We start from the raw sequence: 22,160 nt of genomic DNA, 5'->3' as shown, positions 1-22,160 counted from the left end.
TTTCCACTCCTTTCGTAAGAATTTTATGTAGGAAATCATCTTCTTATAAAGAAAAGAAGCGCCTTTTAAATAAGTTTCCTTATCAAAAGACGCTTTCCGCGTGGTTCCACTTTTCTTCATAATCAATGATTATCTCTGACAGCTAACGCCTGTTATACGTTCTTGGCTACTTCGTTTCCTGTAAAACAGTTTTTCCTGTTTTCTGTGTTTCGCCAAGACCACTCCCAGAGGCATTTCGGCAACCATTCATTGATACCTTGCACCACCCGGTATCTCTCTTGTAATGATCAGCTGCTTACTTTTTTCTGTTCATCGTGTTTAGTTCAGTACTTGATTTAAATGTGCTAATGATTTTTCACGACCAAGCAATTCGATCGTTTCAGGCAATTCTGGACCATGCATTTGTCCTGATACAGCTACACGGATTGGCATGAAAAGATTTTTTCCTTTTACGCCAGTTTCTTTTTGAACAGCTTTGATGGCAGCTTTGACAGTTGGAGCATCTACTACTTCCATTTGTTCTAGCTGTGCTTTGAATGCGTGGAGAACAGTAGGAACTGTTTCACCAGCAAGTACTTCTTTTGCTGCTTCATTCAATACAGGATGTTCATTGAAAAATAGCGTAGACAGATCAACGATTTCTGCAGCATAGCTCATTTGAGGTTGATACAGGCTAACGATCTTCTTCACCCATTCGATTGTCTTTTCATCTGGGTTTTCTGCTACACGTCCATCAGCGATTAGATAAGGCAGACACATGTCAGTAAATGCATCTAGATCCATTGCTTTGATGTAATGGTTGTTTACCCATTGCAGTTTTTTCGCATCGAAAGCTGCGGGTGATTTACTTAGGCGTTTTGGATCGAACATTTTGATCAATTCTTGGTGTTCGAAGATTTCGTCTTCGCCCACAGGTGACCAGCCCAATAATGCAATAAAGTTGAACATTGCATCTGGTAGATAGCCTAATTCGCGATATTGTTCGATAAATTGCAAGATTGATTCGTCACGTTTGCTTAGTTTTTTACCTGTTTCACTGTTGATGATCAATGTCATATGTCCGAAGGTTGGTGGTGTCCAGCCAAATGCTTCATAGATCATCAGTTGTTTTGGTGTATTGGCAATATGGTCATCTCCACGTAAAACGTGAGTGATTTTCATCAAATGATCATCGACCGCAACAGCAAAATTATAAGTTGGCATACCATCGCGTTTTTGGATGACAAAGTCGCCACCGATATTATCGGATTCGAACGAAATAGCGCCTTTCACCATATCTGTAAATGCGTATTCTGTATTGCGAGGCACACGGAAACGTACAACAGATTCTAGACCTTGTGCTTCTTTTTCTGCTTGTTCTTCAGGTGTCAAGTTCGCACATGTTCCTGCGTAATGAGGCATTTCTCCTCTTGCGCGTTGTGCTTCCCGTTCTGCTTCTAATTCTTCTTCTGTGCAATAGCATTTGTATGCTCGATTGCTAGCAAGCAGCTGATCAATCAGCGGTTGATAGATTTCTTTACGTTCAGATTGACGGTAAGGGCCGTATTCTCCAGGATTTTCAGGAGATTCATCCCAATCCATTCCCAACCAAGCAAGGTTTTCCAACTGGCTTTTTTCGCCATCTTCGATATTACGTTTTTGGTCAGTATCCTCAATACGAATAATAAAGTCTCCATCATTGTGGCGGGCAAACAAATAATTGAATAATGCAGTTCTTGCATTTCCAATATGCAGGTGCCCAGTTGGACTTGGTGCATAGCGTACGCGTACTTTCGTCATTTTCTTCCTCTTCTTTCAAACTAGACTTTGACTAACAGCAAAAATTCCGTCAGTTACGGCTTCTCAAATATTATTTATTTAAAGCCACTCAGCACAAATTTTACCTTTTCTAAGGTAAATAGTAAAGCCAACTGGTTGAATTTCCTTACCAGTTGGCTGAATTTCTTTTTTATTTTGATTGTTTAGTCTTTTTCTCTGTCTCTTTTTTATTGTCGATTCCTCGTCCTGCATGTGCAGGTTTAGCAAAGATCATGCGTCCAGCAGCTGTTTGGAGGGCACTTGTTACAACGACTTCGATACGTTCATTCATGTAATGCTGTCCATCTTCTACGACAACCATCGTGCCGTCATCAAGGTAGGCTACTCCTTGTTGGCGTTCTGTCCCGGCTTTTACTACTAGAACATTCATTGTTTCACCAGGGATGACGACTGGTTTTACGGCATTTGCCAACGCATTGATATTAAGAACAGGTACATTTTGGAATTCAGAGACTTTATTCAAGTTATAGTCATTGGTTACAATGACACCGTCTAAAAGCTTAGCCAATTTGATCAATTTGCTGTCTACTTCACTGATATCTTCAAAGTCTCCATCGTACATTTCGACAGATATACCCTCTTCTTTTTGCAAGGCATTTAGGATATCTAATCCGCGACGACCACGCACACGTTTCAAACTATCCCCTGAGTCCGCGATGTATTGTAGTTCGTAAAGAACAAAATTAGGGATCATCAAGGTTCCTTCTAAGAATCCAGTCTTTGTAATATCATAAATCCGACCGTCAATGATCACGCTTGTATCCAAGATTTTATATTTATGGAAATTTTCTCCTGATTTTCGTTCTAACAGTTGACTCTCAACTTGACTAGCTGTTTCTTGCTCGATTTTTTTGCTTCGTGAACCAAAAACTTTCTTCCATTCTTCGATTCGTGTCGTTCCCATTCTCAACCCCAGATAACCTAAGATGATCATCAGTAAAATCGGCAATACACTATTGACGAATGGAATTTCCATATTGTAAAGAGGGGTCGAGATCACAACACCTAAAGTCAATCCGATGATCGCACCGATCGCACCGAAGAGAAGATAAGTCAAGCTGACCTCACTTAGTTTTTGTTCTACTTGTTTGATAATAGCTGAGATATGTTTGGCCAACAGCAAAGATAATAAAAAGAAAATAAGTGCGCCTAACAGGCTGTTGGTAAATGTATTATTCAGCCATCCGTTTGACTGTTGACCGATTGCCTGCCAAGCTGAGGGTAAAAATGAAATACCCAAGCTTGCGCCGACAATGATCATCAGCAAAGTAATGACACGTTTTTGCATCGTTTTTCCTCCGTTTCGACAATCATTTATTAGTTAGCGGAACACACGCTTCAACGTTTCAGCCAAAGTTGCTACTCCAACTATCTCGATTCCTTTTGGCGCTTCCCAGTTACCTAAGTTGTTTTTAGGTAGGTATACTTTTGTGAAGCCGAGTTTTTGGACTTCTTTGACTCGTTGTTCAATATGACTGACACGTCTGATTTCTCCAGTCAGTCCAATTTCACCGATGAAACATTCCGTTGGCTGTGTTCCTTTTTCTTTATAGCTTGAAGCAATACTGACAGCGATAGCTAAATCAATCGCTGGTTCATTTAATTTTACCCCACCTGCAGCTTTTAAGTAAGCATCTTGATTCTGAAGAAGCAACCCAGCTCTTTTTTCCAGCACTGCCATGATCAGAGATACCCGATTGAAATCAAGACCTGTTGTTGTTCGTTTGGCATTTCCGAACATAGTAGGTGTGACTAATGCTTGGATCTCTACCAAAATTGGACGTGTCCCTTCCATTGCCACAACGATAGCAGAGCCAGTTGCACCGTCTAGGCGTTCTTCTAAGAAAATCTGTGAAGGATTAGCGACTTCTTCCAATCCATGCTCATGCATTTCAAAAATCCCAATCTCATTCGTTGAGCCAAATCGGTTTTTTACTGCTCGCAAAATCCGAAAACTATGATGTTGTTCACCTTCAAAATATAACACCGTATCCACCATATGTTCTAACATTCTTGGGCCGGCGATCGAGCCTTCTTTGGTAACATGACCGACGATAAAAATGGCTATCCCATTTGTTTTAGCGATTTTGAGTAGTTCTGCAGTGGTTTCTCTTACTTGGCTGACACTTCCTGCCACACTTGTGATGTCTGGCTGCGTCATCGTTTGGATGGAATCAATGATAACATAATCAGGGGAGATATGTTCGATGGCACGACTGATTTCGTTCATATCTGTTTCAGCGTATAGATAAAATTCTGTGTTGATACTTCCGAGGCGTTCCGCGCGTAATTTTATCTGCTCTGCGCTTTCTTCGCCGGATACATATAAGACTTTTCCGCCTATGGCTGCTAATTGCTGAGAAACTTGTAACAGCAAAGTGGATTTCCCGATACCTGGATCGCCACCAATCAAGACCATAGACCCTGGCACCACACCTCCGCCTAACACACGGTTCAGTTCTTCTAATTTTGTTTTGATTCGAGGTTCTTTTTTAGGGACGACGTCTGCGATTTTTGTTGGTTTTGCTTTTTCTCCTGTCAAACTTGTCCGAGTTCTGCGGTCCGTTGTATCTTGTTCGATTTCTTCGACCATCGTATTCCATTTTCCGCAATTTGGGCAGCGTCCCAAGAACTTAGGCGACACATACCCGCAATTTTGGCAAACAAATTGTACTTTTGATTTTTTTGCCATTGTACCGCCTCCTTTTATCCTAATCATGAGACATTAAATCAAGCTTAAGTATCTTTAACGTTTTATTTACTGGAAGAACCAAATCCGCCTTGACGTTGAGCAGTCGTTTGATCTTGATCTGCTTTTAAAAACGGCAAAAAGATCCCTTGGCCGATACGCTCGCCTTTTTTGATCACTACATCCTTGAAACCAAAGTTGGTGAATTGGAACATAATATGGCCTTCATTTGCCTCATTATTGTAATAATCACTGTCAATCACACCTACTCCGTTTGTCAACACTAAAAACCGCTTCAACGGATTGCTTGAACGGTTAGCAAGCTGCAAAAATTCATCTTCTCCCATGTAAGCTTTGATTCCAGTAGGCACGAGGGTTGGTTTCAATTGTTTTTCATTTTCTGATACATCTTTTTTCAATCCATCTGCGACTGTTTCCAACCCCTTTTTCCAGCCTGCTTTCCAGATACTTGGAATCACGACCTCTTCTGCTGCTTCAAAATCATAGCCAGCAGCATGATGTGTAGCGCGCTGCGGTAGATTGATATTTTGATCTTTATATTTAGAAATAACTTCAAATCCTCTTTTTCTCACCGGTTTTCCTCCCTAAATAAACTACTCCTATTCTAACATATCCGAGGCTGTAAAAGACTTTCTTTACAAATTCTTCAAGAAATTCTGCTATCTTAAAGTAAACCATTAATTCGTTCTTTTTCCAAACGACTGCAAGTTGTACAAAAAAACTATTTTTTACATGACTTTACTCGTCAAAACAAGTAGAATAGAACGAAATTAATGAGTGGATATTTGATTGAGGTGTCACATGCGTAAAGAAATTAAAAATGCAAAACGAATTATTGTCAAAGTAGGAACAAGTACATTGATTTATCCCAATGGAAATATCAATCTTGCAGCAATCGATCAGTTAGCTTTTGTCCTTTCTGATCTTAGAAATCGGGGAAAGGAAGTGATCTTAGTCTCATCAGGAGCTGTAGGCGTTGGTATGCATAAATTACATTTGTCAGAACGTCCGACTTTGATCCCTGAACAGCAAGCTGCGGCGGCTGTTGGTCAAGCCGAACTGATGAATATCTATAATCAAAGATTCAGTGTATATAATCAACAGACGGCACAAATCCTCGTGACAAGAGACGTGGTAGATTATCCTGAAAGTCGTAAAAATGTGAGGAATACGTTGGAACAGCTTTTGATTATGGACACGATCCCTATCGTGAACGAAAACGATACTGTAGCAGTGGATGAATTAGATCATCTGACAAAATTTGGCGATAATGATCAGCTGTCAGCCATCATGGCAAAACTTGTCGCGGCAGACCTTTTGATCGTCCTTTCTGATATCGACGGTTTTTATTCAGATAATCCGACTACAAATCCCGAGGCTCAGATGTATCGCTATATCGATAAAATCGATGAAAAGATTCTGGCACAAGCAGGTGGTGCTGGTAGCACATTTGGAACAGGCGGTATGCAGAGTAAATTAAAAGCCGCTTCTAGGATATTTGAAGCAAACAGCGCAATGATTTTAGCAAATGGAAAAAATCCGGCAATTATTTTTGATATTCTTGCAGGAAAAGAAATAGGTACTTTATTTAAGGAGGACTTGAAATGACTGACTTGATGCAATTAGGACAACAGGCAAAAAATAGCGCGCAACAACTAGCACTTATGCCTACAAACCGCAAAAATGAGCTACTTGTTCAAATGGCACAAACCATCAAAAAGAATCAACAAGCGATCATTGAAGCAAATCATAAAGACTTAGAAAAAGCAGTCGAAAACAATATCAGTGAAACGATGCAAGACCGCTTGCAGCTGACACCTGAGCGAATCAATGCCATGGCTACAGAGATCGAAAAAATTGCTTCGTTAGACGATCCTATTGGAAAAGTAGATGAGATGTGGACGAACACCGACGGATTAAGAATCGGCAAAAAGCGCGTGCCACTAGGCGTGATCGGCATCATTTACGAATCTCGTCCAAATGTCACGACAGATGCAGCTAGTCTAGCATTCAAATCAGGGAATGCCGTTATCCTTCGCGGTGGCAAAGAAGCATTCTTCTCGAATCAATTATTAGTCCAATTATTGCAGCAAGTACTGGTCAGTGCTGGCGAATCTCCTTATGCTATCCAGTTTGTCGATGATACTTCTCATGAAACTGCAGGACAGTTGATGCGATTGACAGAATACTTAGATGTGCTGATTCCTCGAGGCGGAGCAAAATTAATCCAACGAGTCAAAGAACAGGCAACGGTACCTATCATTGAAACAGGTACAGGAAATAATCACGTATATATCGATAAAGAAGCACAGTTATCTATGGCAGTGAACATCATCGTCAATGCAAAAGCTTCCCGTCCATCTGTCTGTAACGCGGCAGAAACATTGCTGATCCATTCTGAGATCGCACCTTTTTTCTTGCCAGCTATTGAAAAAGAACTGGTAGAACACGGGGTCTCTTTACGTGCGGATGCTCGTGCGTTAGAATATCTAGAGACGGCTGCTTTAGCAGAAGACACAGATTGGGATACTGAATATCTAGATTATATCCTTGCTGTCAAAGTGGTCGATTCTTTGGATGAAGCAATTGCACATATCAATCAGCATAATACTAAACATTCAGAAACGATCGTGACAGATAGTTATGCGGCTAGTCAACGTTTCTTAAATGAAGTGGACGCGGCGGCTGTCTATGTCAATGCCTCCACTCGTTTTACAGACGGATCGGTATTTGGTTTTGGTGCAGAGATCGGTATCTCTACTCAAAAATTGCATGCCCGTGGTCCAATGGGGTTAAATGAATTAACTTCCACAAAATATATCATTTATGGCGATGGACAAATCCGCGAATAATGTTTCGTGTGAAACATTATTCCCGCCTTTTGCCTTTTTTCTGTAAAGGTTCTATCCAACTAGAAAGGTGTCAATATGTTTGAAATTTTAATGATTTTTTTTATTTACCTTATTTCTCTGAATATCGCTGCTTTTCTGGGAGTCGGTATTTTATCCCTTTTCTTTCAATTCAAAAAACGAAGCATAGGGAGTCAACGGGAAAAATGGTCGCAGTATTTTGACAAAATCGGGCCAAAAGGGCTGGTTACACGCTTGCACATTAGTTACATGGTTGCATTATGCTTATTAGCGACAATCAATTACTATTCTTTTTTCGATCATTCAATCGCTTATACGATTACGCTACTGATTGCTGGGATTTTTCACTTATCTTATAAATATCAGCTGAATAAAAACCACTTGAATCGGACTTTCCGCTAAAAAATATCCGTACGATAAGTAGAGTGCCTTGAAAATCGACAAAAACTGCCGAACTTTTTAGAGCGTGGGACAAAAGTAAAGAAAAACTTTTGTCCCACGCTCTAAACATGTATAAACGGCGGGAGCAGAAGCAACTCCTTCGGAAATAAGCTGAAATTCACAAAAATTTGAAAAGCAATTTTCGTGAATTTCTTCTTATTTCTTGGAGTTAAACGCTTCTGTCCCAGCCTCTTCCCATATAAACGGTGTTCGCCTACCAGCTGCCTGGTAAATCTGTTTCCTCTTCGTTAAGAAGCGAAAATCCGTCAAATGTTTCGCCATCATAATAACGAAGCAGCTCATCCATGGACAAGTTCATCGTTTTTTCTTTTTCTTCTTCCGCTGATTCAGCCAGTAGCTGTTCCCGATACACCTGATACATACCAGCTATTTTTTGCTGCATCGCTTTTCTAGTTTCACCTTCCGCATTGATTATTGGCAATTCTTTGATATAGCCACGATAAATCAACCGATCATCTGAAAATTCAATGGGTAATTCAACGAGTGTCAACCCGACTTCCTGAAAATATTCTTCCAGCATCTATTATCCCCCCATTCTTTTTCTTAAATGAATTTTAGCTTACCTACTGAAAATTTTCCAGTTTCATTATTTTGAGAAAAAAAGGGAATGTGACAAAAATCGTGTCACATCCCCTTTTTCCGAATAAATGGTGTTCTTCTGCCAACTCCTCAATCATAAGTCACAATATTCAACAAACATGAGAAACTGTTTTTTGAAATTGTTCCTTGTGATTCAGAGTTAAACGACAGTCTCACAACCTCTTGGTAAACGGCGTTCAATCAGCTGACCCTCGGTATTAGCTCAAAAAACGGTAAAATATGAGAAGCTATTTTTGTTTGGCTGTTCTTATGACTTGATGCAGGACAGCTTTTTCACAACCTCTGATTTCTTATTCTTCTTCATTTGTAGCAAAATAATTACGGTGATAAATGATACAACATACACTGATAAGAACAATGGCACCTGCAAAATAAAACGCATAGCTTTCACCAATATGTTCACCAATCACACCTGCAATAAATGGTGCTAAAGCTCCACCGAAAAAGCGGACAAAACTATAGCTGGAAGAAGCAACATTTCGTTGCAGACCTGGTATTTCCATAGCAATCGTCGTCAACAGTGTATTGATAATTCCTTGGAAAAATCCTGCTAACACAATGCTGATCGGTACAAGGACTGGCATAGAAGTTCCAGCTCCTAATAACAGCAAACAAATAATGAATAAGACAAATGCAGCTAAAATCGTCCGATAAGTCGTAAACTTCCGCTCAAGAGCCGGTGCAACGAAAATCGAAGCAATAGCCAGAAGCACACCCCAGCCAAAAAATACAAAACCGACTTCTAATTCAGAATAGCCAATCAATAAAAATGGCGCATACGCAAGTAAAGTAAAGAATCCGAAATTATATAACAATGCGATTAGTCCAACTGAACGAAGTTTATGATTGCTTAACGCTTTGACACCTTCCCAAAGGCCTACTTTTCTCTTTGGTTTCTCAGTTTCAGGTAAAAGTACCGCTAGGGCTATAAAACCGCAAAACATCAAAAATGCTACCCCAAAAAATGGATAACGCCATGAACCACTGCCCAAGACCCCACCGACTAGAGGACCAACAGCCATTCCGCAGCCAAGTGCTGCTTCATACATCATGATTGCTTTTTCTGTGTTACCAACTAAAATACTGACGATCGTTGCTAAAGCAGTAGAGACAAATAAAGCATTCCCGACACCCCAGCCGGCACGTAACCCAATCAGCATTCCGATATTCCCAGATAATCCGCCAAGACCAGCGAATACAACGATGATAAACAATCCTGTCATCAATGTTTTTTTCAAACCGATCCGACTAGATAAGAAACCTGTAAATAGCATCACCACACCAGTGACTAACATATAACTAGTAAATAACAGGGTCGTTTCAGCTGGCGTAGCGTTTAACTGTGCAGCAATCGTTTTTAAGATTGGGTCTACTAGACCCAATCCCATAAAAGCGATCATACAGGTAGCTGCTACAACTAGCGCTGAACTTTTCCCCTTTGTTTCTTCATTTGTTTGTTCTTGTATATCTATTTGATTCTCCAATATTTCCATCCCTTTCTCTCTATTAGCATCATACATGATTTATTTTACATGTCAATATGCACATGTAAAACGTGGAAACTTTACTGTGATATAATAAAGAAAATAAGACGAGAGGTAGGATTTTTATGAATACTTTAGCCTATATATTATTATGCGTGCTTTTATCCAAACCACGTTCTGGGTATGAATTGAAGCAGCTGATCACAATTTTTTGGGAAGCCCATCACAGTCAGATCTATACAACGCTTGCCAAGTTAGACCAGCAGGGTTATGTGACCGTTTTGGACAAAGACGAGCACTCTCAAAAAAAGATCTACCACTTGACTGATGAAGGACGTGCTCTTGTAGAGGAATGGATCAAAGAGGAAACTCCCGCTCCTACGCAAAAAGATGAATTTCTAGCAAAAATCTATGCTTTTTCGACGCTCGATAAAACAACAGCTACTGGACTGCTATTCACTAGAGAACAACAGCTGAACAAAATCATGCAAAAAAATCAAAAAAAATTGAATGACCTCTCGCTAGACAAGAAACAAGAATTTGGACGTTACGTTGTAATCCAGCGCCGAATCATGCTTTGTCAGCAGGAACTCCAATGGTGTCAGCAAGTAAGAGAACAAATGCAGCAGTTTTTTGAGTAAGGGATAAACAGAACCTTTCTAGAAATATCTATTGAAGAGCAAATTATCTTCAATAAAAGAGCAATACAGTTGGAAAAGAAAAAGCGATCCGAACGACAGGCCAAAACCTATCGTTCGGATCACTATTTTTCTAGAACTGCATTCAAGAGACTATGACAAAAAGCATGCCAAGGCCTTTTTTCAATAACAGTGTTCCATCATTCATTACTTTGAATTGCTTTTAGCACACTTCTTGAAAGCGGGCCAACGATGATCAACTGCAACGGTAAAGCGGCAATCACATTCATTTTCCAAGCATTCATATAAGCAGAGAATAATTGATCAGGTATTCCTTGTTCCATGATCACACCGAATAAAGACATACATGTCACCATTCCTAAAACCATCAAGCATGAAATAGTTAAGATCATTTGGACCTTGCTTTCTGGATTTACTGGTAGTTTAAAGGCAATTTTTTTCGCCAGCACACCGATGATGAAGACATCCAAAATGAAAGCCACCACGAATCCAGGCACTAGACCAATCAACAAACTTGATAAATGAAGATCTTGATGCAGCCATAAATTATACGCGCTCATCCCCAAGACCATCAAAAAACACATCATTGTTGTAAAAATTATTCCTTCTTTTTTATTTGTAGGCAATCTGTACCACTCCTTTAAATTTGTCACGAAAATCATCGTAGCACATTTAAAAATTTCTCGTAAGTACTTTTTTTATTTTCTGCCCTTTTATTTCATAAACTTCATCAGCCGTACGCTCGACAAAGTAAGAATCATGAGAAGTAAACAAAATCGTTCCCGGATATATTTGCATTAGCTTCTCTAAAGCTTCGATCGTTGCCATATCAATAAAATTAGTCGGTTCATCTAACAGCAACACATTACTTGGCTTAGTAAAAAGCAAAGCAATCGTTAGACAGGTCGCTTCTCCCCCACTTAATGTACATAACGGTTTCGTCAGAGTTTCCTGAGCAACCCCTAAGTGATTCAGCAAACTACGGACAAGCGATTCTGAAAACTCTGTTTGTCTCATGACAAAACGAATGATGGATTCTTCAGATGTCATTTGATAACCCTTTTGCTGATATACTTGAAAGCTTACTTTCGGAGAGAGAAGGATTCCTTCTCCTTGTTTGCGGATATGTTCTAATAAGGTTGTCTTACCTGAACCATTTTCACCGACAATCGCGATTTTTTTACCTAAAGAAAACTGAAAATCACCATTTACCAGTAATGTTCTCCCACTTCTTTCCAGTTGGACATTTTGTCCCATGATGGGATAGCGGCTGTGGAGTTCAAGAGATTTTGGTACTGGAAAACGGATTTGTTTCATCTGCTGCGGCTTGGTTGTTTCTCCTATTTTTTGGAGTTTTCTCTCTAATGTTTTCGCATTCTTTTGGATGGCTTTTTGTACACTGTCTTTTTGTTTAGAGGAAGACTACCGATCCGGTCTGATTTGTTGCTTTTTCTTTTTACTGGACACTTTTTCCAACTTTTCCGCTTGTTTTTTCTTTTCTTGGATCGATTTTTCCAATCGTTTTTTCTCTTTCATGATCGACTCTGCTTCTCGTAGCTGAGTCTTTTTCTCCAATTCCTTTTGAGTGAGATAGGCACTATAATTCCCCGAAAACTCTCGGATTTCTCCGTCTTTTACTTCCCAGATTTTCGTTGCCAGCTCATCTAGAAAATAGCGATCATGACTAACAAAAACCAGCGTACCATAATAATAACGAAGCTCTTCAATCAGTCGTTCAATACTTTTTCTATCTAGATGGGTTGTTGGCTCGTCTAGAAGCATCCCTTGTTCATAAGAAGAAAGAAGACGTATCAACTCGATCTTTCGTTCTTCCCCTCCGCTCCATTTCCGCTCTGAAGTTTCTTCCAGTCTTAACTGGAAATGACTGGCTAATTCCAAATTTAGGTCCTTTGCTTCAGCGAGATAGGTTAATTGAGGCAGGTAGTTGAAGGTGATCTCTGTTTGGATTTTCCCATGATCGGGAAAAAGTTCACCGGCTATTAGTTTGAGCAAAGTCGATTTACCGACACCATTTTCTCCTATGATCCCTATACGATCTTGCTGATAGACACGAAGAGAATCAATAGATAGTTCTAGCTGGTTGCCAAAGCTGACTTGTAGATTTGTTATATTTACTGCTAAATTTTCCATATGTTTTACACTCCTATTTCATGTAAAACAACAATTATCGATACTAAAAAAGAGCAGAAAAATCTGTTTGCAAAAAAACTGCATCACATCTTTTCCTACTCTGAACGAAATAACTATGACTAAATCACCAAATCTGTCATAGCTTTCACCTATTCTACTGTCGTTCGAAAAAATGGACATACTCCATCCATGAAATTGTTGTTTATACATGTCTTTTGAATTTATTTAGTTGTTATTCAAAAGTTCAAAACGTAATTTCATCGATGCAGTCATTTTTCCGACCTCCTTTTTTATTAGGTTACCACACACGATTCAAAAAAAGCAATAGCTACTGAATAGTAACTGAAAACATTTTATTTGAACGTAGTGATCTTTTCTGGTGCTAAACGAACAGACTCGTAACCTTCTTCTACCGCTTTTCCTATTGATAAAATAATAACTGGAACATAGCGGTCTTTATCCAAACCAAATGCCTCTGCCAACTGATCTGCTTCGAATCCACCAATTGGATTTGTTTCATAGCCATGATCACGCGCAACTAACATGAATTGCATAGCCGCTAAGCTAGAATCGACTTTGACTACATCGTTCATTTCTTCTCTTGAAAAACTCTTGTAATAAGGAATGATCGCAGCTAATTGTTGATCTCTGACTTCTTTTGGCATCTTCCCTGATTCGTAAGCTTGGTTATAGATTTCTTCGCCATATTCGTAACATTGCATATCGCCAAAAATCATGACCATTGCAGAAGAAGTATCATTTTGTCTCGTATTGAAACGGATCAAAGGACGCAAGATTTCTTTTGCTTCCTCGCTTTCAGCGACCACAAAGCGCCATGGTTGCATATTGACAGAAGAAGGAGCAGTCGTCGCTTCTTTGATCATTTCCAGCATTTCTTCGTGTGGGATTTTGTATGTTTCATCATATACGCGAACGGATCTTCTACCAGTCATAATTGTTGAAAAATCATTTTTTTGTTCCATTATTATTAACCTCTTTCGTTTCTGTTGTTATATTGCAAAGTTGGGTATTCAATTTATCTAAAAGTGTTAGAAATTGTTTCATTTCTACATCGCTGAAAGCCGGGGATAGCACGGAACCTGTATCTTTATGGTCCATTTCACAATGCTCGATTTTCTGCTGAGCTTTTTCTGTTAGCGCTACATACACTTCCCGGTTGTTCTGAGGATTTCTCTGACGCGAAACATAGCCATTTGCTTCCAATACCTTCAGATGACGAGTAACTGCTCCTTGATCAATCTGCAACTTTTCTTGCAAACTGCTTTGCAGCAATGGATTTTCTTCTTTCAGTCTCATCATGATCTCGTATCTAGTAAGACTTATACCGATATTTTCCTCAAAGATCTGGACGATTTTTTGATCGGCTAATTTGATTTGATATAAAAGGTGGCTAATCTCTTCTAAAGACATAATTTCCTCCTCTCTGATAATTGACTAGTCAACGATTGACTTGTCAATGATAGAATAAAAAAAGAAAAAAGTCAAAGAATCAGCTGTGTAATAAAAAAAAACGCTCTCAATAGAAAAGTATAGAGAAAAGAAATTTTTTGTAGAATGAACGGAAAAAATGATAAAGAAAGCACAACGCTAAAACCAAGATTATTGATTCCTATCAAACTATAGAAGATAGCTCTTCTGCAGTAGAAAATTTTACACCGCCAAAAATTTCCGAAATCGCCTTTTGCAAGAATCCCGTCGAATATTAGAAATTGGATCAGTATGCTTAAACGGTAATAAAAAAGTTATGACAAGATGTTGTCACAACCTTTTTTGAGTAAACGGTGTTCAAAAACTTGCATCTGCGGTAATAAGTTCAACCAAACAAAAAACATGAAAATCTGTTTTTGTTTGGCTGTTCTTACTACTTGATGCAGGGCAGCTTTTTCACAACCTCTGATACACGGTGTTCCAGAAGTAGCTTCTTCGAGAATAAGCCGAAATTTCACAAAAATTTGAAAAGCAATTTCGTAAATTCCTTCTTACTTCTTGAAGCTGACCACTTCTGTCACAACCTCTTTTTAATAACCATAAAATCCTATTCCTTCATATCTCCAGCCCATCGGCGTTAGCCAATCTCTTTCCTTAGCACTCAAGGTATAGTGATGGGTACCAGTTTTTTCATTTGGATTAAATAGTCGATAAATTGGCTTGGAACCACCAGAATAAAAACTTAGACCTTCATAACGCCAACCGATTTTTGTTAAAGAGTTGATCTCAGATTGTGCCATTGTGTAATGATGGTCTCCACTGTAAGGATTGTATAAACGGTAGACAGGTTGTCCGCTGTTTGGTGCTTGCCAAGCAATCCCTTCATATTCCCAGCCTACAGTTGGCAGATAATTTTTTTCTCCGGCATTCAATGTATATAAATGTTCTCCTGTATGACGGTTATACAGACGATACATCGGAGAAGTTGAAGTTGGTGCTGTATCATACTGTGTCAGATTATAGGTTTCGATTACATTGTTCAATGTAGAACCATAATTAGGCGCAGTGGCATAACGACCTGTTAGCCAAGCCGTAGCATCTTTGTAAGAGTTCGTATTGCTTTTCCATGCACCGGAATAGTAGTAAACGCCTGGCTGAAAAGAAGTCGTCTTCAATACCGTTACGTTATCTTGCAATGATTCTTTGTACGAAGGATATTTTCTAAAAGCGGCATTCACCGTAATCCATTGCCCATTCACATATTCCGAAGTAGGCATCGTAACAGATTGGCCATTATAGCTTCCTTTAATCCCAAATAGATTGTAATTAGGGGCAGAAGCCAAAGTACTGTTCCCCCAGCCACTTTCAACGATGGCTTGAGCAATCATGACTGATGCATATAAGTCATTGGCATTTGCCAAACTTTGTGCAGTTGAGGCAATACTATCAATGAACACTTGTTGAGAATTAGCAGATGAGCGAGCATAAAAAGCATAGCCAGTATAGTTTTCGAATTCAGACAAATCTGCTTGATGGGTATGTGTCAATGTTTGCCCATCTGTCAATTGGTTCGTGATTTCTTCTGCATTCTCTGGATTGTTCTGAGCTTCTGCTGATGTACTGTCTTCGGTTTGTGTTTGTTCTGTTGTCTCAGTTGTTGGTTCTTCGGTTGAAATTGTATTTTCTGAGACAGTAGCTGACTGCAAAGTACTTTCTGTATCGTTTTCAATTCCTGTTTCTGAAGAACTCGATGTCTGAGTTGCGACAGTTTCTGTCGATTCTTCAGCTAGCACTGTTGTGTTGGCAACTGCTAGATTTCCTAAAAGAATAACGCTAAATAATAAATTCTTTGCTTTCATCTTTTTTCTCCTTTGAATTATGAAACTTTTCCTAAATAACAGTGTAACTAAAAAAGTAAAAGCAAGTCAATGTCCATATTTAAATAACATTTGTTTCTTTTTGGTAAATTTGCTTTTTCTGCATAAAAAGACGTAAATGAAGAATATTCTTCTCCATTCACGCCTTAAATTGATGGTCGTTTGAATAACTATTTAACAAGTAATTCTCTCTAGATATTATCCGTTATGGATTATACTTCCTGTGTCGTCGGACGGATAATCATGTTGCTGACAGACATCCGGTCTGGCGTTTCTATCGCAAATGCTACAGCAGAAGCTATATCTTCGGAGGTCAATCCCCATTCTTTTTGCGCTTCATGAAGTTCACGAGCGGCTTTTTTGTCGCTGATCGTTTGATATAATTCAGTTTGAACAGCTCCTGGAGAGATGATCGTAGATTTGATGTTATTTTGTCGCTGTTCTTGACGTAATCCTTCCATGATCGCACGGACAGCAAATTTTGTTCCGCAATAAACGGCGGAATCAGGATAAACAACATGACCTGCTACAGAATCAGTTGAAATGATGTGCCCCGATTTTTGTTTTTCCATGATTGGAAGTACGGCGGAAATCCCGTTTAAAACACCCATGATGTTGATATCAAGCATATTTTGCCATTCATCTCGGTGTCCTTCAACTAATGGTGCGGTCGGCATGATCCCTGCATTATTGTACAATACATCGATTCGACCGAATTTTTCCATCGCTAAATCGATAACTGCTTGGACTTGTGCAAAATCTCTTACATCTGCTGTTTGAATATATAGCTCAGCTTCTGGTAAAGATTCTTTTATTGCTTTTAGGCGATCTTCTCGGCGTGCGGCAATGACTAGTTTAGCCCCTTTTTCTGCTAACAGCTTCGTTGTTGCTTCACCGATTCCGCTTGAAGCGCCCATGATAATAATCACTTTTTCTGATAAATCATTCATTCTATTCTCCTCCTGTTTTGAAAAATCTTTTGCTTGTACTTACTATCTCTTATTTCATCTTACTCTTCAAATAATCCGTTCGACAGGTTTGACGATTTTGGCAGGGATTCCTGCAACGATGGTATTGTCTGGGACATCTTTCGTAACAGTTGCATTCGCTGCAACAATGGCATTCTCGCCAATCGTTACGCCTGGCAGAATAGTTGCTCCTGCTCCGATCCAAGCATTTTTCTTGATGTGGATTGGCTTTACTGACAAGCCTCTTCGTTCTTTTGGATCGGTTAGATGGTTCACCGTGATGAGGTTGACACGAGGACCAATCAATACTGAATCTTCTAAACAGATGCCACCCAAGTCAACGAACATCACTTGACGATTGATAAAGACATTTTTCCCTATACTAATATGTTTGCCGAAATCTGTATAAAAAGGCAGCAGAACAGTCACCGTATCATCTACTTTGTCACTAATGATATTTTCTAGCCGTTTGCGAATATCTGCTGGTTCATGGTACCCAGTATTCAGCGCTGCTAAAGGCTCTTCGTTTTCCGCTTGGATCTGATGGATCACTTCAAAGAGCGGATCCGTCACTCGAATCTCTTTATTAACGATTTGTTTTTCGATGGCACTTGTCATTTTGCTCCCTCCTTTTATCCTTACTTTATAACGGACGGCTTATCATGTCTAATACTTATAAAATATACTTAACTATTCCTTTTAACTATACTTAGTGGTATGCTTTTTTAAAAACAGGAGGGAAAAAATGGATATTCGTATACTGACGTATTTTTTAGCAGTAGCTAGAGAAAAAAATATCAGCCGAGCAGCAAAATCTCTGCATATCACGCAACCTACTCTCTCAAAACAACTGAAAGATTTAGAAGAAGAACTTGGTGTGACACTTTTCACTCGAGGCTCCCGAGAGATACAGTTGACGGATTCTGGACGATATCTTTATTCAAAAGGAAAAGAAATCTTGTCGTTGGTAGAAAAAACGGCGAACAATTTAACAAATGACGCAATCATCTCTGGAGAAATCTACATTGGCGGAGGCGAAACTCAAGCAATCTCTTTCATTTCTGATAGCCTTCATTCGTTGATCAAGGCGCATCCTGATATCCAGTTTCATTTATATAGCGGGAATGCAGATGATATCATAGACAAACTGGATAGCGGATTACTTGATTTTGGACTCGTAATCGAACCGACAAACAAACAAAAATACCAGTCATTTCGACTGCCAGCCCAAGATCGTTGGGGACTTTTGATACATCGGAATCATCCTTTAGCAAAGCAAACAGTCATCCATCCGCAGGAACTGAAAACTGTTCCTTTGATCATTTCCCGGCAAACGTCAGTGGACAGTCAACTAGCTGAATGGCTAGGTTTCAGCATAGATCAGTTATCGATCGTCGGAACATATAACTTATTGTACAATGCTTCTTTGATGGTCGATAACGGGACTTTTGGTGCATTAGCTCTAGATGGGATCATCAATACTTATGGGACGGAAAAAGTATTCATCCCACTCGATCCGCCATTACAAGCTTCACTGAATCTCATTTGGAAAAAAGACCAGCCTCTTTCTCCTGCTGCTCGTAAATTTTTAGATGTCCTAACGGAGAAATACAGTTAAGTAGAGTTTTTTTCCTTCGCTTTCAGCTTTTTAACAACGAATAAGATAAGCAAAAGATCCAATGATTAAATAACATAAGTTTCTTAATTTATTTCTTCCTTTTATTTCTGATAATTCCAGTAAATTACTATAATTATAAAAAAAGAATTGACAAAACATAACTGTCTATATAAAATTGATTACGTTAACAATAATTCGTTTCATGTGACTAGATCATACTAGGCATGAAAAATCTCTGAGGAACATGGTTTCCCTAGGAGGTTTTTCGTGTCTATTTTTGTTTGGCCGCAATCAACTGGTCTAGCAAACGTGAAAACCAAATCTTCAAAAAGGGTGCGCGCATGAAAATCAAAAAGATCTTTAATCAAAATGCAGTATTGGTAGATGACGGTGGACAGGAAAAAGTAGCTATTGGAAAAGGGATTGGATTTGACAGAAAAAGAAATGATTTGATTTTTGATCGTGATGTCGAACGGATATTTGTCATGGAACCAGAAGGTCAAATCAAGTTGCAAAATTTACTTAATCAGATCGATGAACGCTTTTTATTTGCAGCAGAAACGATCATTGATCATGCGGAAACTGTTTTGATGGAAAAGTTGAATGAACATGTATTGATCGCTTTGACCGACCACATTGCTTTTTCTGCGGAGAACATCAATAACGGTATCGTCATCCGCAACAAACTTTTAAGAGAAATCGAAGTGCTTTACAGTGATGAATTCAGTATTGCTCAATGGGCAGTAGAGTATCTGACAAAAGAGCTTGGGATTCCATATACTTATGACGAAGCAGGATATATCGCAATCCATATTCACAGCGGACGAAGCGGTCGGAACAATAACCATCGCAGTATCCGTGAAGTGACGATTGTATCTGACATCATCCATTTAGTGGAATCAGAATTGGAAACAGATATCCATTCAGAACCATTTTCACTGAATTATTCAAGACTGGTGAATCATTTACGACTGCTTCTACAACGAACCCATGCGCAACAATATGCTGTTTTAGACACGGAAATCGTAGAAATGGTCAAACGAAAATACCCAGAAAGCTATAAGATTTCTAAAAAAATCCGTGTGTTGCTGACCAAAGAATACCAGCTCGCGATCACGAAAGAAGAACTGGGTTACTTGGCCATCCATATCGAGCGTTTAAGAAGCGCAATCGTACAAACAAATGTTAACAATCATGAGGAGGAAAAAAATTGAAAGCATATCTACAACGAATGGGACGTTCCCTTCAACTTCCAGTTGCGGTCTTACCTGCTGCTGCTTTACTAGTAGGGATCGGAAACTGGTGGGCATCTTATAGTAACGACATTGTCGCTCATTTTTTACAAGCTGGCGGTAACGCAGTTTTAGGTCAATTACCTTTGCTGTTTGCCGTTGGGTTAGCACTAGGGATGTCAGTGGACAAATCAGGTGCTGCTGCCTTGGCAGGTTTGGTCGCATTTGAAGTTCCAGTAAATGTTTTAAAAACTGATTCAGTAGCTACTTTATTGAATATCAAACCAGAATCAGTTGATCTATCTTTTGCTCAGATCAGTAACGTATTTATTGGTATTATTGCCGGATTGATTGCGGCAGCTCTTTATAATCGTTTCCACGAAGCAAAATTACCGATGGCTTTATCTTTCTTTAGCGGCAAGCGTCTAGTGCCAATCTTGGCTGCCTTTGTCATGCTGCTGATCAGTGCAGTGCTACTGCTCGTATGGCCTCCGGTTTACTCTGCTTTAGTTTCTTTTGCTAAATTCATTTTGAGTTTAGGCTGGGTTGGTGCGGGTCTTTATGGCTTCTTCAACCGTTTACTGATCCCTACAGGATTGCATCAAGCAATGAACTCCGTGTTCTGGTTTGACGTAGCAGGAATCAATGATATTGGTAAATTCTTGGCTTCTGAAGGAACAAAAGGCGTAACAGGAATGTATCAAGCTGGATTTTTCCCAATCATGATGTTCGGGCTTCCAGCAGGAGCATATGCTATTTACAGAAATGCCCGTCCAGAAAATAAAGCAAAAACAGCTTCCTTGATGTTAGCAGCAGCTTTTGCTTCATTCTTTACTGGTGTAACAGAGCCACTTGAATTTTCATTTATGTTCGTTGCTTGGCCATTATATGTCTTGCATGCTATTTTCACTGGAATTTCTTTAGCAGTGAGTGCATTCTTCCATTGGACAGCAGGATTTGCTTTTAGTGCCGGATTTGTCGATTACTTCTTATCTTTGAAAAATCCAATTGCAAATCAGCCTTTGATGTTGATCATTCAAGGATTAGTAACAGCAGTGATTTACTACTTTGGCTTTAACTTTGCTATCAAAAAATTCCATCTGATGACTCCTGGCCGCGAGGAAGCAGATCTTTCAGATGACGATACTGCAACGACTAATTCAGACAATAAATATGCGGCACAAGCAAGCAAAATCTACGCTGCATTAGGCGGAGCCGACAATGTAACTTCGATCGATAACTGTACTACACGCCTTCGTTTGCAAGTCAAAGATACAGACCTGATCGATCAAAATAAAATCAAAGCCACTGGCGTACCTGGTATGAAGATCATCGACGAAAAAAATGCGCAAGTCATCGTAGGTACAGAAGTACAATTCGTTGCAGATGAGATGGCAAAACTACATGGTGGTGGTGCAGCACGACCTGCACAAACAAACACCGTGGTTAAAACAGAAACATTTGCCGGTGGAACGATCGAACAAGATATTTACGCTATCGCAAATGGGAAACTGATTCCAATCACTGAAGTTTCAGATGATGTATTCGCGGAAAAAATGATGGGTGACGGCTATGCTGTATTACCAGAAAATGGAGAAATCTTCTCTCCAATCGCTGGTACGATCACAAACATTTTCCCAACGAAACATGCTGTCGGAATCCAAACAGATGCTGGTATTGAAGTCTTGCTTCATATGGGCATCAACACTGTTGACTTAAAAGGCGAACCATTCACTTTATATGTAGAAGAAGGTCAAAAAGTCGCAAGAGGTCAATTGATTGCTTTAGTTGATCTTGCCGCTATTCAATCTGCAGGCAAAAACACGGATATGGTCGTTGTATTCACAAATGGCGACAAAGTCCAAAGCTTAGAAATCGAACCCGCACGTGATGTAAAAGCAAATGATAAAATCGGCTCTGTTTCCAACAAAGCCTGAGCCATCGTCTTCCCCAGACTTTTTTATCGATAAACAAACAGGAGCTGAGACAAAAATCTTGTCTCAGCTCCTTTTTCCGAATAAAAACGGCGTTCTCCTGCCAACTCCGCGGTAATAAGTCCAGCCAAACGTAACATATGAAGAGCTATTTTTTATTTGACTCTTCTTATTACTTGATGCAGAACAGCTTTTTTACAACCTCTGGTAAACGGTGCTCAAAAACCAGTTTATCGGTATGAAGTCAAATTTATGCAAAAATGTGGAAAACCAGTTTCACAAAATTTTTCTTCATACTCAAAACTAAGCGGCTTTTTTACAACCTCTC

At 39.4% G+C, this 22,160-nt stretch carries 19 protein-coding genes, 1 pseudogene and 1 other annotated feature; of the genes and pseudogenes, 7 read left to right on the top strand and 13 right to left on the bottom strand.

Annotated features, from left to right (window positions below; all coding sequences use genetic code 11):
- Positions 1-82: 82 nt before the first annotated feature.
- Positions 83-322: a binding site (T-box leader), on the bottom strand.
- The 4 genes from gltX to OS138_RS07660 form a co-directional block, all read right to left on the bottom strand.
- Positions 319-1,779 carry a glutamate--tRNA ligase gene (gltX, locus tag OS138_RS07675; RefSeq protein WP_002293095.1) on the bottom strand — a complete coding sequence of 487 codons (1,461 nt, stop codon included), beginning with the start codon at positions 1,777-1,779 and terminating at the stop codon, positions 319-321. Its footprint overlaps the feature before it by 4 nt.
- 169 nt (positions 1,780-1,948) lie before the next feature.
- Positions 1,949-3,106 carry a PIN/TRAM domain-containing protein gene (locus OS138_RS07670; RefSeq protein ID WP_002287448.1) on the bottom strand — a complete coding sequence of 386 codons (1,158 nt, stop codon included), beginning with the start codon at positions 3,104-3,106 and terminating at the stop codon, positions 1,949-1,951.
- A 33-nt stretch (positions 3,107-3,139) separates the two neighbouring features.
- Positions 3,140-4,510: a DNA repair protein RadA gene (gene radA / locus OS138_RS07665; RefSeq protein WP_002287449.1), complete on the bottom strand. Its 1,371-nt coding sequence runs from the start codon at positions 4,508-4,510 to the stop codon at positions 3,140-3,142.
- Between the two features lie 62 nt (positions 4,511-4,572).
- Positions 4,573-5,100 (bottom strand): dUTP diphosphatase, encoded by a 528-nt coding sequence (locus OS138_RS07660; RefSeq protein ID WP_002287450.1) that lies wholly within the window; start codon positions 5,098-5,100, stop codon positions 4,573-4,575.
- 229 nt (positions 5,101-5,329) lie between these two features.
- Here OS138_RS07660 and proB point away from each other — a divergent pair, with 229 nt between their 5' ends.
- From proB to OS138_RS07645, 3 genes are all read left to right on the top strand, one after another.
- A complete protein-coding gene (gene proB / locus OS138_RS07655; RefSeq protein ID WP_325069941.1) occupies positions 5,330-6,136 on the top strand; it encodes a glutamate 5-kinase in 807 nt (268 codons plus the stop codon).
- Entirely contained in the window at positions 6,133-7,380 is a 1,248-nt protein-coding gene (locus OS138_RS07650) for a glutamate-5-semialdehyde dehydrogenase (RefSeq protein ID WP_325069940.1), read from the top strand. Before proB ends, OS138_RS07650 begins: the two co-directional genes overlap by 4 nt.
- 75 nt (positions 7,381-7,455) lie before the next feature.
- Entirely contained in the window at positions 7,456-7,800 is a 345-nt protein-coding gene (locus tag OS138_RS07645) for a hypothetical protein (RefSeq protein ID WP_002307733.1), read from the top strand.
- 253 nt (positions 7,801-8,053) lie between these two features.
- Here OS138_RS07645 and OS138_RS07640 read toward each other — a convergent pair whose 3' ends face one another.
- Positions 8,054-8,380 (bottom strand): hypothetical protein, encoded by a 327-nt coding sequence (locus OS138_RS07640; protein WP_002287453.1) that lies wholly within the window; start codon positions 8,378-8,380, stop codon positions 8,054-8,056.
- Between the two features lie 370 nt (positions 8,381-8,750).
- Positions 8,751-9,953 carry an MFS transporter gene (locus OS138_RS07635; RefSeq protein WP_200774375.1) on the bottom strand — a complete coding sequence of 401 codons (1,203 nt, stop codon included), beginning with the start codon at positions 9,951-9,953 and terminating at the stop codon, positions 8,751-8,753.
- Between the two features lie 116 nt (positions 9,954-10,069).
- Between OS138_RS07635 and OS138_RS07630 the strand changes: the two genes are divergently transcribed.
- Positions 10,070-10,585 (top strand): PadR family transcriptional regulator, encoded by a 516-nt coding sequence (locus OS138_RS07630; RefSeq protein ID WP_002287456.1) that lies wholly within the window; start codon positions 10,070-10,072, stop codon positions 10,583-10,585.
- 197 nt (positions 10,586-10,782) lie between these two features.
- On the opposite strand, the gene OS138_RS07625 is transcribed toward OS138_RS07630, so the two are convergent.
- From OS138_RS07625 to OS138_RS07595, 7 genes and pseudogenes are all read right to left on the bottom strand, one after another.
- Positions 10,783-11,229 (bottom strand): DUF2798 domain-containing protein, encoded by a 447-nt coding sequence (locus tag OS138_RS07625; RefSeq protein WP_002287457.1) that lies wholly within the window; start codon positions 11,227-11,229, stop codon positions 10,783-10,785.
- A 46-nt stretch (positions 11,230-11,275) separates the two neighbouring features.
- Positions 11,276-12,754, bottom strand: a pseudogene (gene msr(C) / locus OS138_RS07620) (ABC-F type ribosomal protection protein Msr(C)).
- Between the two features lie 353 nt (positions 12,755-13,107).
- Positions 13,108-13,737, bottom strand: coding sequence for a nitroreductase family protein (locus OS138_RS07615; protein ID WP_002310475.1), 630 nt, complete (start codon positions 13,735-13,737; stop codon positions 13,108-13,110).
- Positions 13,721-14,185 carry a MarR family winged helix-turn-helix transcriptional regulator gene (locus OS138_RS07610; protein ID WP_002310476.1) on the bottom strand — a complete coding sequence of 155 codons (465 nt, stop codon included), beginning with the start codon at positions 14,183-14,185 and terminating at the stop codon, positions 13,721-13,723. Before OS138_RS07610 ends, OS138_RS07615 begins: the two co-directional genes overlap by 17 nt.
- Positions 14,186-14,793: 608 nt before the next feature.
- Entirely contained in the window at positions 14,794-16,062 is a 1,269-nt protein-coding gene (locus OS138_RS07605) for a glycoside hydrolase family 73 protein (protein ID WP_325069937.1), read from the bottom strand.
- Between the two features lie 230 nt (positions 16,063-16,292).
- Positions 16,293-17,030: an SDR family oxidoreductase gene (locus OS138_RS07600; RefSeq protein ID WP_325069935.1), complete on the bottom strand. Its 738-nt coding sequence runs from the start codon at positions 17,028-17,030 to the stop codon at positions 16,293-16,295.
- Between the two features lie 66 nt (positions 17,031-17,096).
- Positions 17,097-17,666, bottom strand: coding sequence for a DapH/DapD/GlmU-related protein (locus OS138_RS07595; RefSeq protein ID WP_325069934.1), 570 nt, complete (start codon positions 17,664-17,666; stop codon positions 17,097-17,099).
- 127 nt (positions 17,667-17,793) lie between these two features.
- Here OS138_RS07595 and OS138_RS07590 point away from each other — a divergent pair, with 127 nt between their 5' ends.
- The 3 genes from OS138_RS07590 to nagE all read left to right on the top strand — a co-directional run bounded on the left by OS138_RS07590 (position 17,794) and on the right by nagE (position 21,835).
- On the top strand, positions 17,794-18,666 hold the full coding sequence (locus OS138_RS07590; protein WP_275038852.1) for a LysR family transcriptional regulator: 873 nt from the start codon (positions 17,794-17,796) through the stop codon (positions 18,664-18,666).
- A gap of 341 nt (positions 18,667-19,007) precedes the next feature.
- Positions 19,008-19,880, top strand: coding sequence for a PRD domain-containing protein (locus OS138_RS07585; protein WP_002287471.1), 873 nt, complete (start codon positions 19,008-19,010; stop codon positions 19,878-19,880).
- Entirely contained in the window at positions 19,877-21,835 is a 1,959-nt protein-coding gene (nagE, locus tag OS138_RS07580) for an N-acetylglucosamine-specific PTS transporter subunit IIBC (protein ID WP_325069933.1), read from the top strand. The genes OS138_RS07585 and nagE overlap by 4 nt, the downstream gene beginning before the upstream one ends.
- Positions 21,836-22,160: the final 325 nt, after the last annotated feature.

This window comes from Enterococcus sp. E5-37, from assembly GCF_035726925.1.
Taxonomy (GTDB): domain Bacteria; phylum Bacillota; class Bacilli; order Lactobacillales; family Enterococcaceae; genus Enterococcus_B; species Enterococcus_B faecium.
The sequence above is the reverse complement of the archived record's forward strand: the minus strand, read 5'-3'. Positions and strand labels throughout refer to the sequence as shown.

What these genes read in the sequence shown, in the direction of transcription:
- gltX (WP_002293095.1), bottom strand. Translation starts at nt 1,779, where the DNA reads ATGACGAAAGTACGCGTACGCTATGCACCAAGTCCAACTGGGCACCTG.
- OS138_RS07670 (WP_002287448.1), bottom strand. Translation starts at nt 3,106, where the DNA reads ATGCAAAAACGTGTCATTACTTTGCTGATGATCATTGTCGGCGCAAGC.
- radA (WP_002287449.1), bottom strand. Translation starts at nt 4,510, where the DNA reads ATGGCAAAAAAATCAAAAGTACAATTTGTTTGCCAAAATTGCGGGTAT.
- proB (WP_325069941.1), top strand. Translation starts at nt 5,330, where the DNA reads ATGCGTAAAGAAATTAAAAATGCAAAACGAATTATTGTCAAAGTAGGA.
- OS138_RS07650 (WP_325069940.1), top strand. Translation starts at nt 6,133, where the DNA reads ATGACTGACTTGATGCAATTAGGACAACAGGCAAAAAATAGCGCGCAA.
- OS138_RS07645 (WP_002307733.1), top strand. Translation starts at nt 7,456, where the DNA reads ATGTTTGAAATTTTAATGATTTTTTTTATTTACCTTATTTCTCTGAAT.
- OS138_RS07640 (WP_002287453.1), bottom strand. Translation starts at nt 8,380, where the DNA reads ATGCTGGAAGAATATTTTCAGGAAGTCGGGTTGACACTCGTTGAATTA.
- OS138_RS07635 (WP_200774375.1), bottom strand. Translation starts at nt 9,953, where the DNA reads ATGGAAATATTGGAGAATCAAATAGATATACAAGAACAAACAAATGAA.
- OS138_RS07630 (WP_002287456.1), top strand. Translation starts at nt 10,070, where the DNA reads ATGAATACTTTAGCCTATATATTATTATGCGTGCTTTTATCCAAACCA.
- OS138_RS07615 (WP_002310475.1), bottom strand. Translation starts at nt 13,737, where the DNA reads ATGGAACAAAAAAATGATTTTTCAACAATTATGACTGGTAGAAGATCC.
- OS138_RS07610 (WP_002310476.1), bottom strand. Translation starts at nt 14,185, where the DNA reads ATGTCTTTAGAAGAGATTAGCCACCTTTTATATCAAATCAAATTAGCC.
- OS138_RS07605 (WP_325069937.1), bottom strand. Translation starts at nt 16,062, where the DNA reads ATGAAAGCAAAGAATTTATTATTTAGCGTTATTCTTTTAGGAAATCTA.
- OS138_RS07600 (WP_325069935.1), bottom strand. Translation starts at nt 17,030, where the DNA reads ATGAATGATTTATCAGAAAAAGTGATTATTATCATGGGCGCTTCAAGC.
- OS138_RS07595 (WP_325069934.1), bottom strand. Translation starts at nt 17,666, where the DNA reads ATGACAAGTGCCATCGAAAAACAAATCGTTAATAAAGAGATTCGAGTG.
- OS138_RS07590 (WP_275038852.1), top strand. Translation starts at nt 17,794, where the DNA reads ATGGATATTCGTATACTGACGTATTTTTTAGCAGTAGCTAGAGAAAAA.
- OS138_RS07585 (WP_002287471.1), top strand. Translation starts at nt 19,008, where the DNA reads ATGAAAATCAAAAAGATCTTTAATCAAAATGCAGTATTGGTAGATGAC.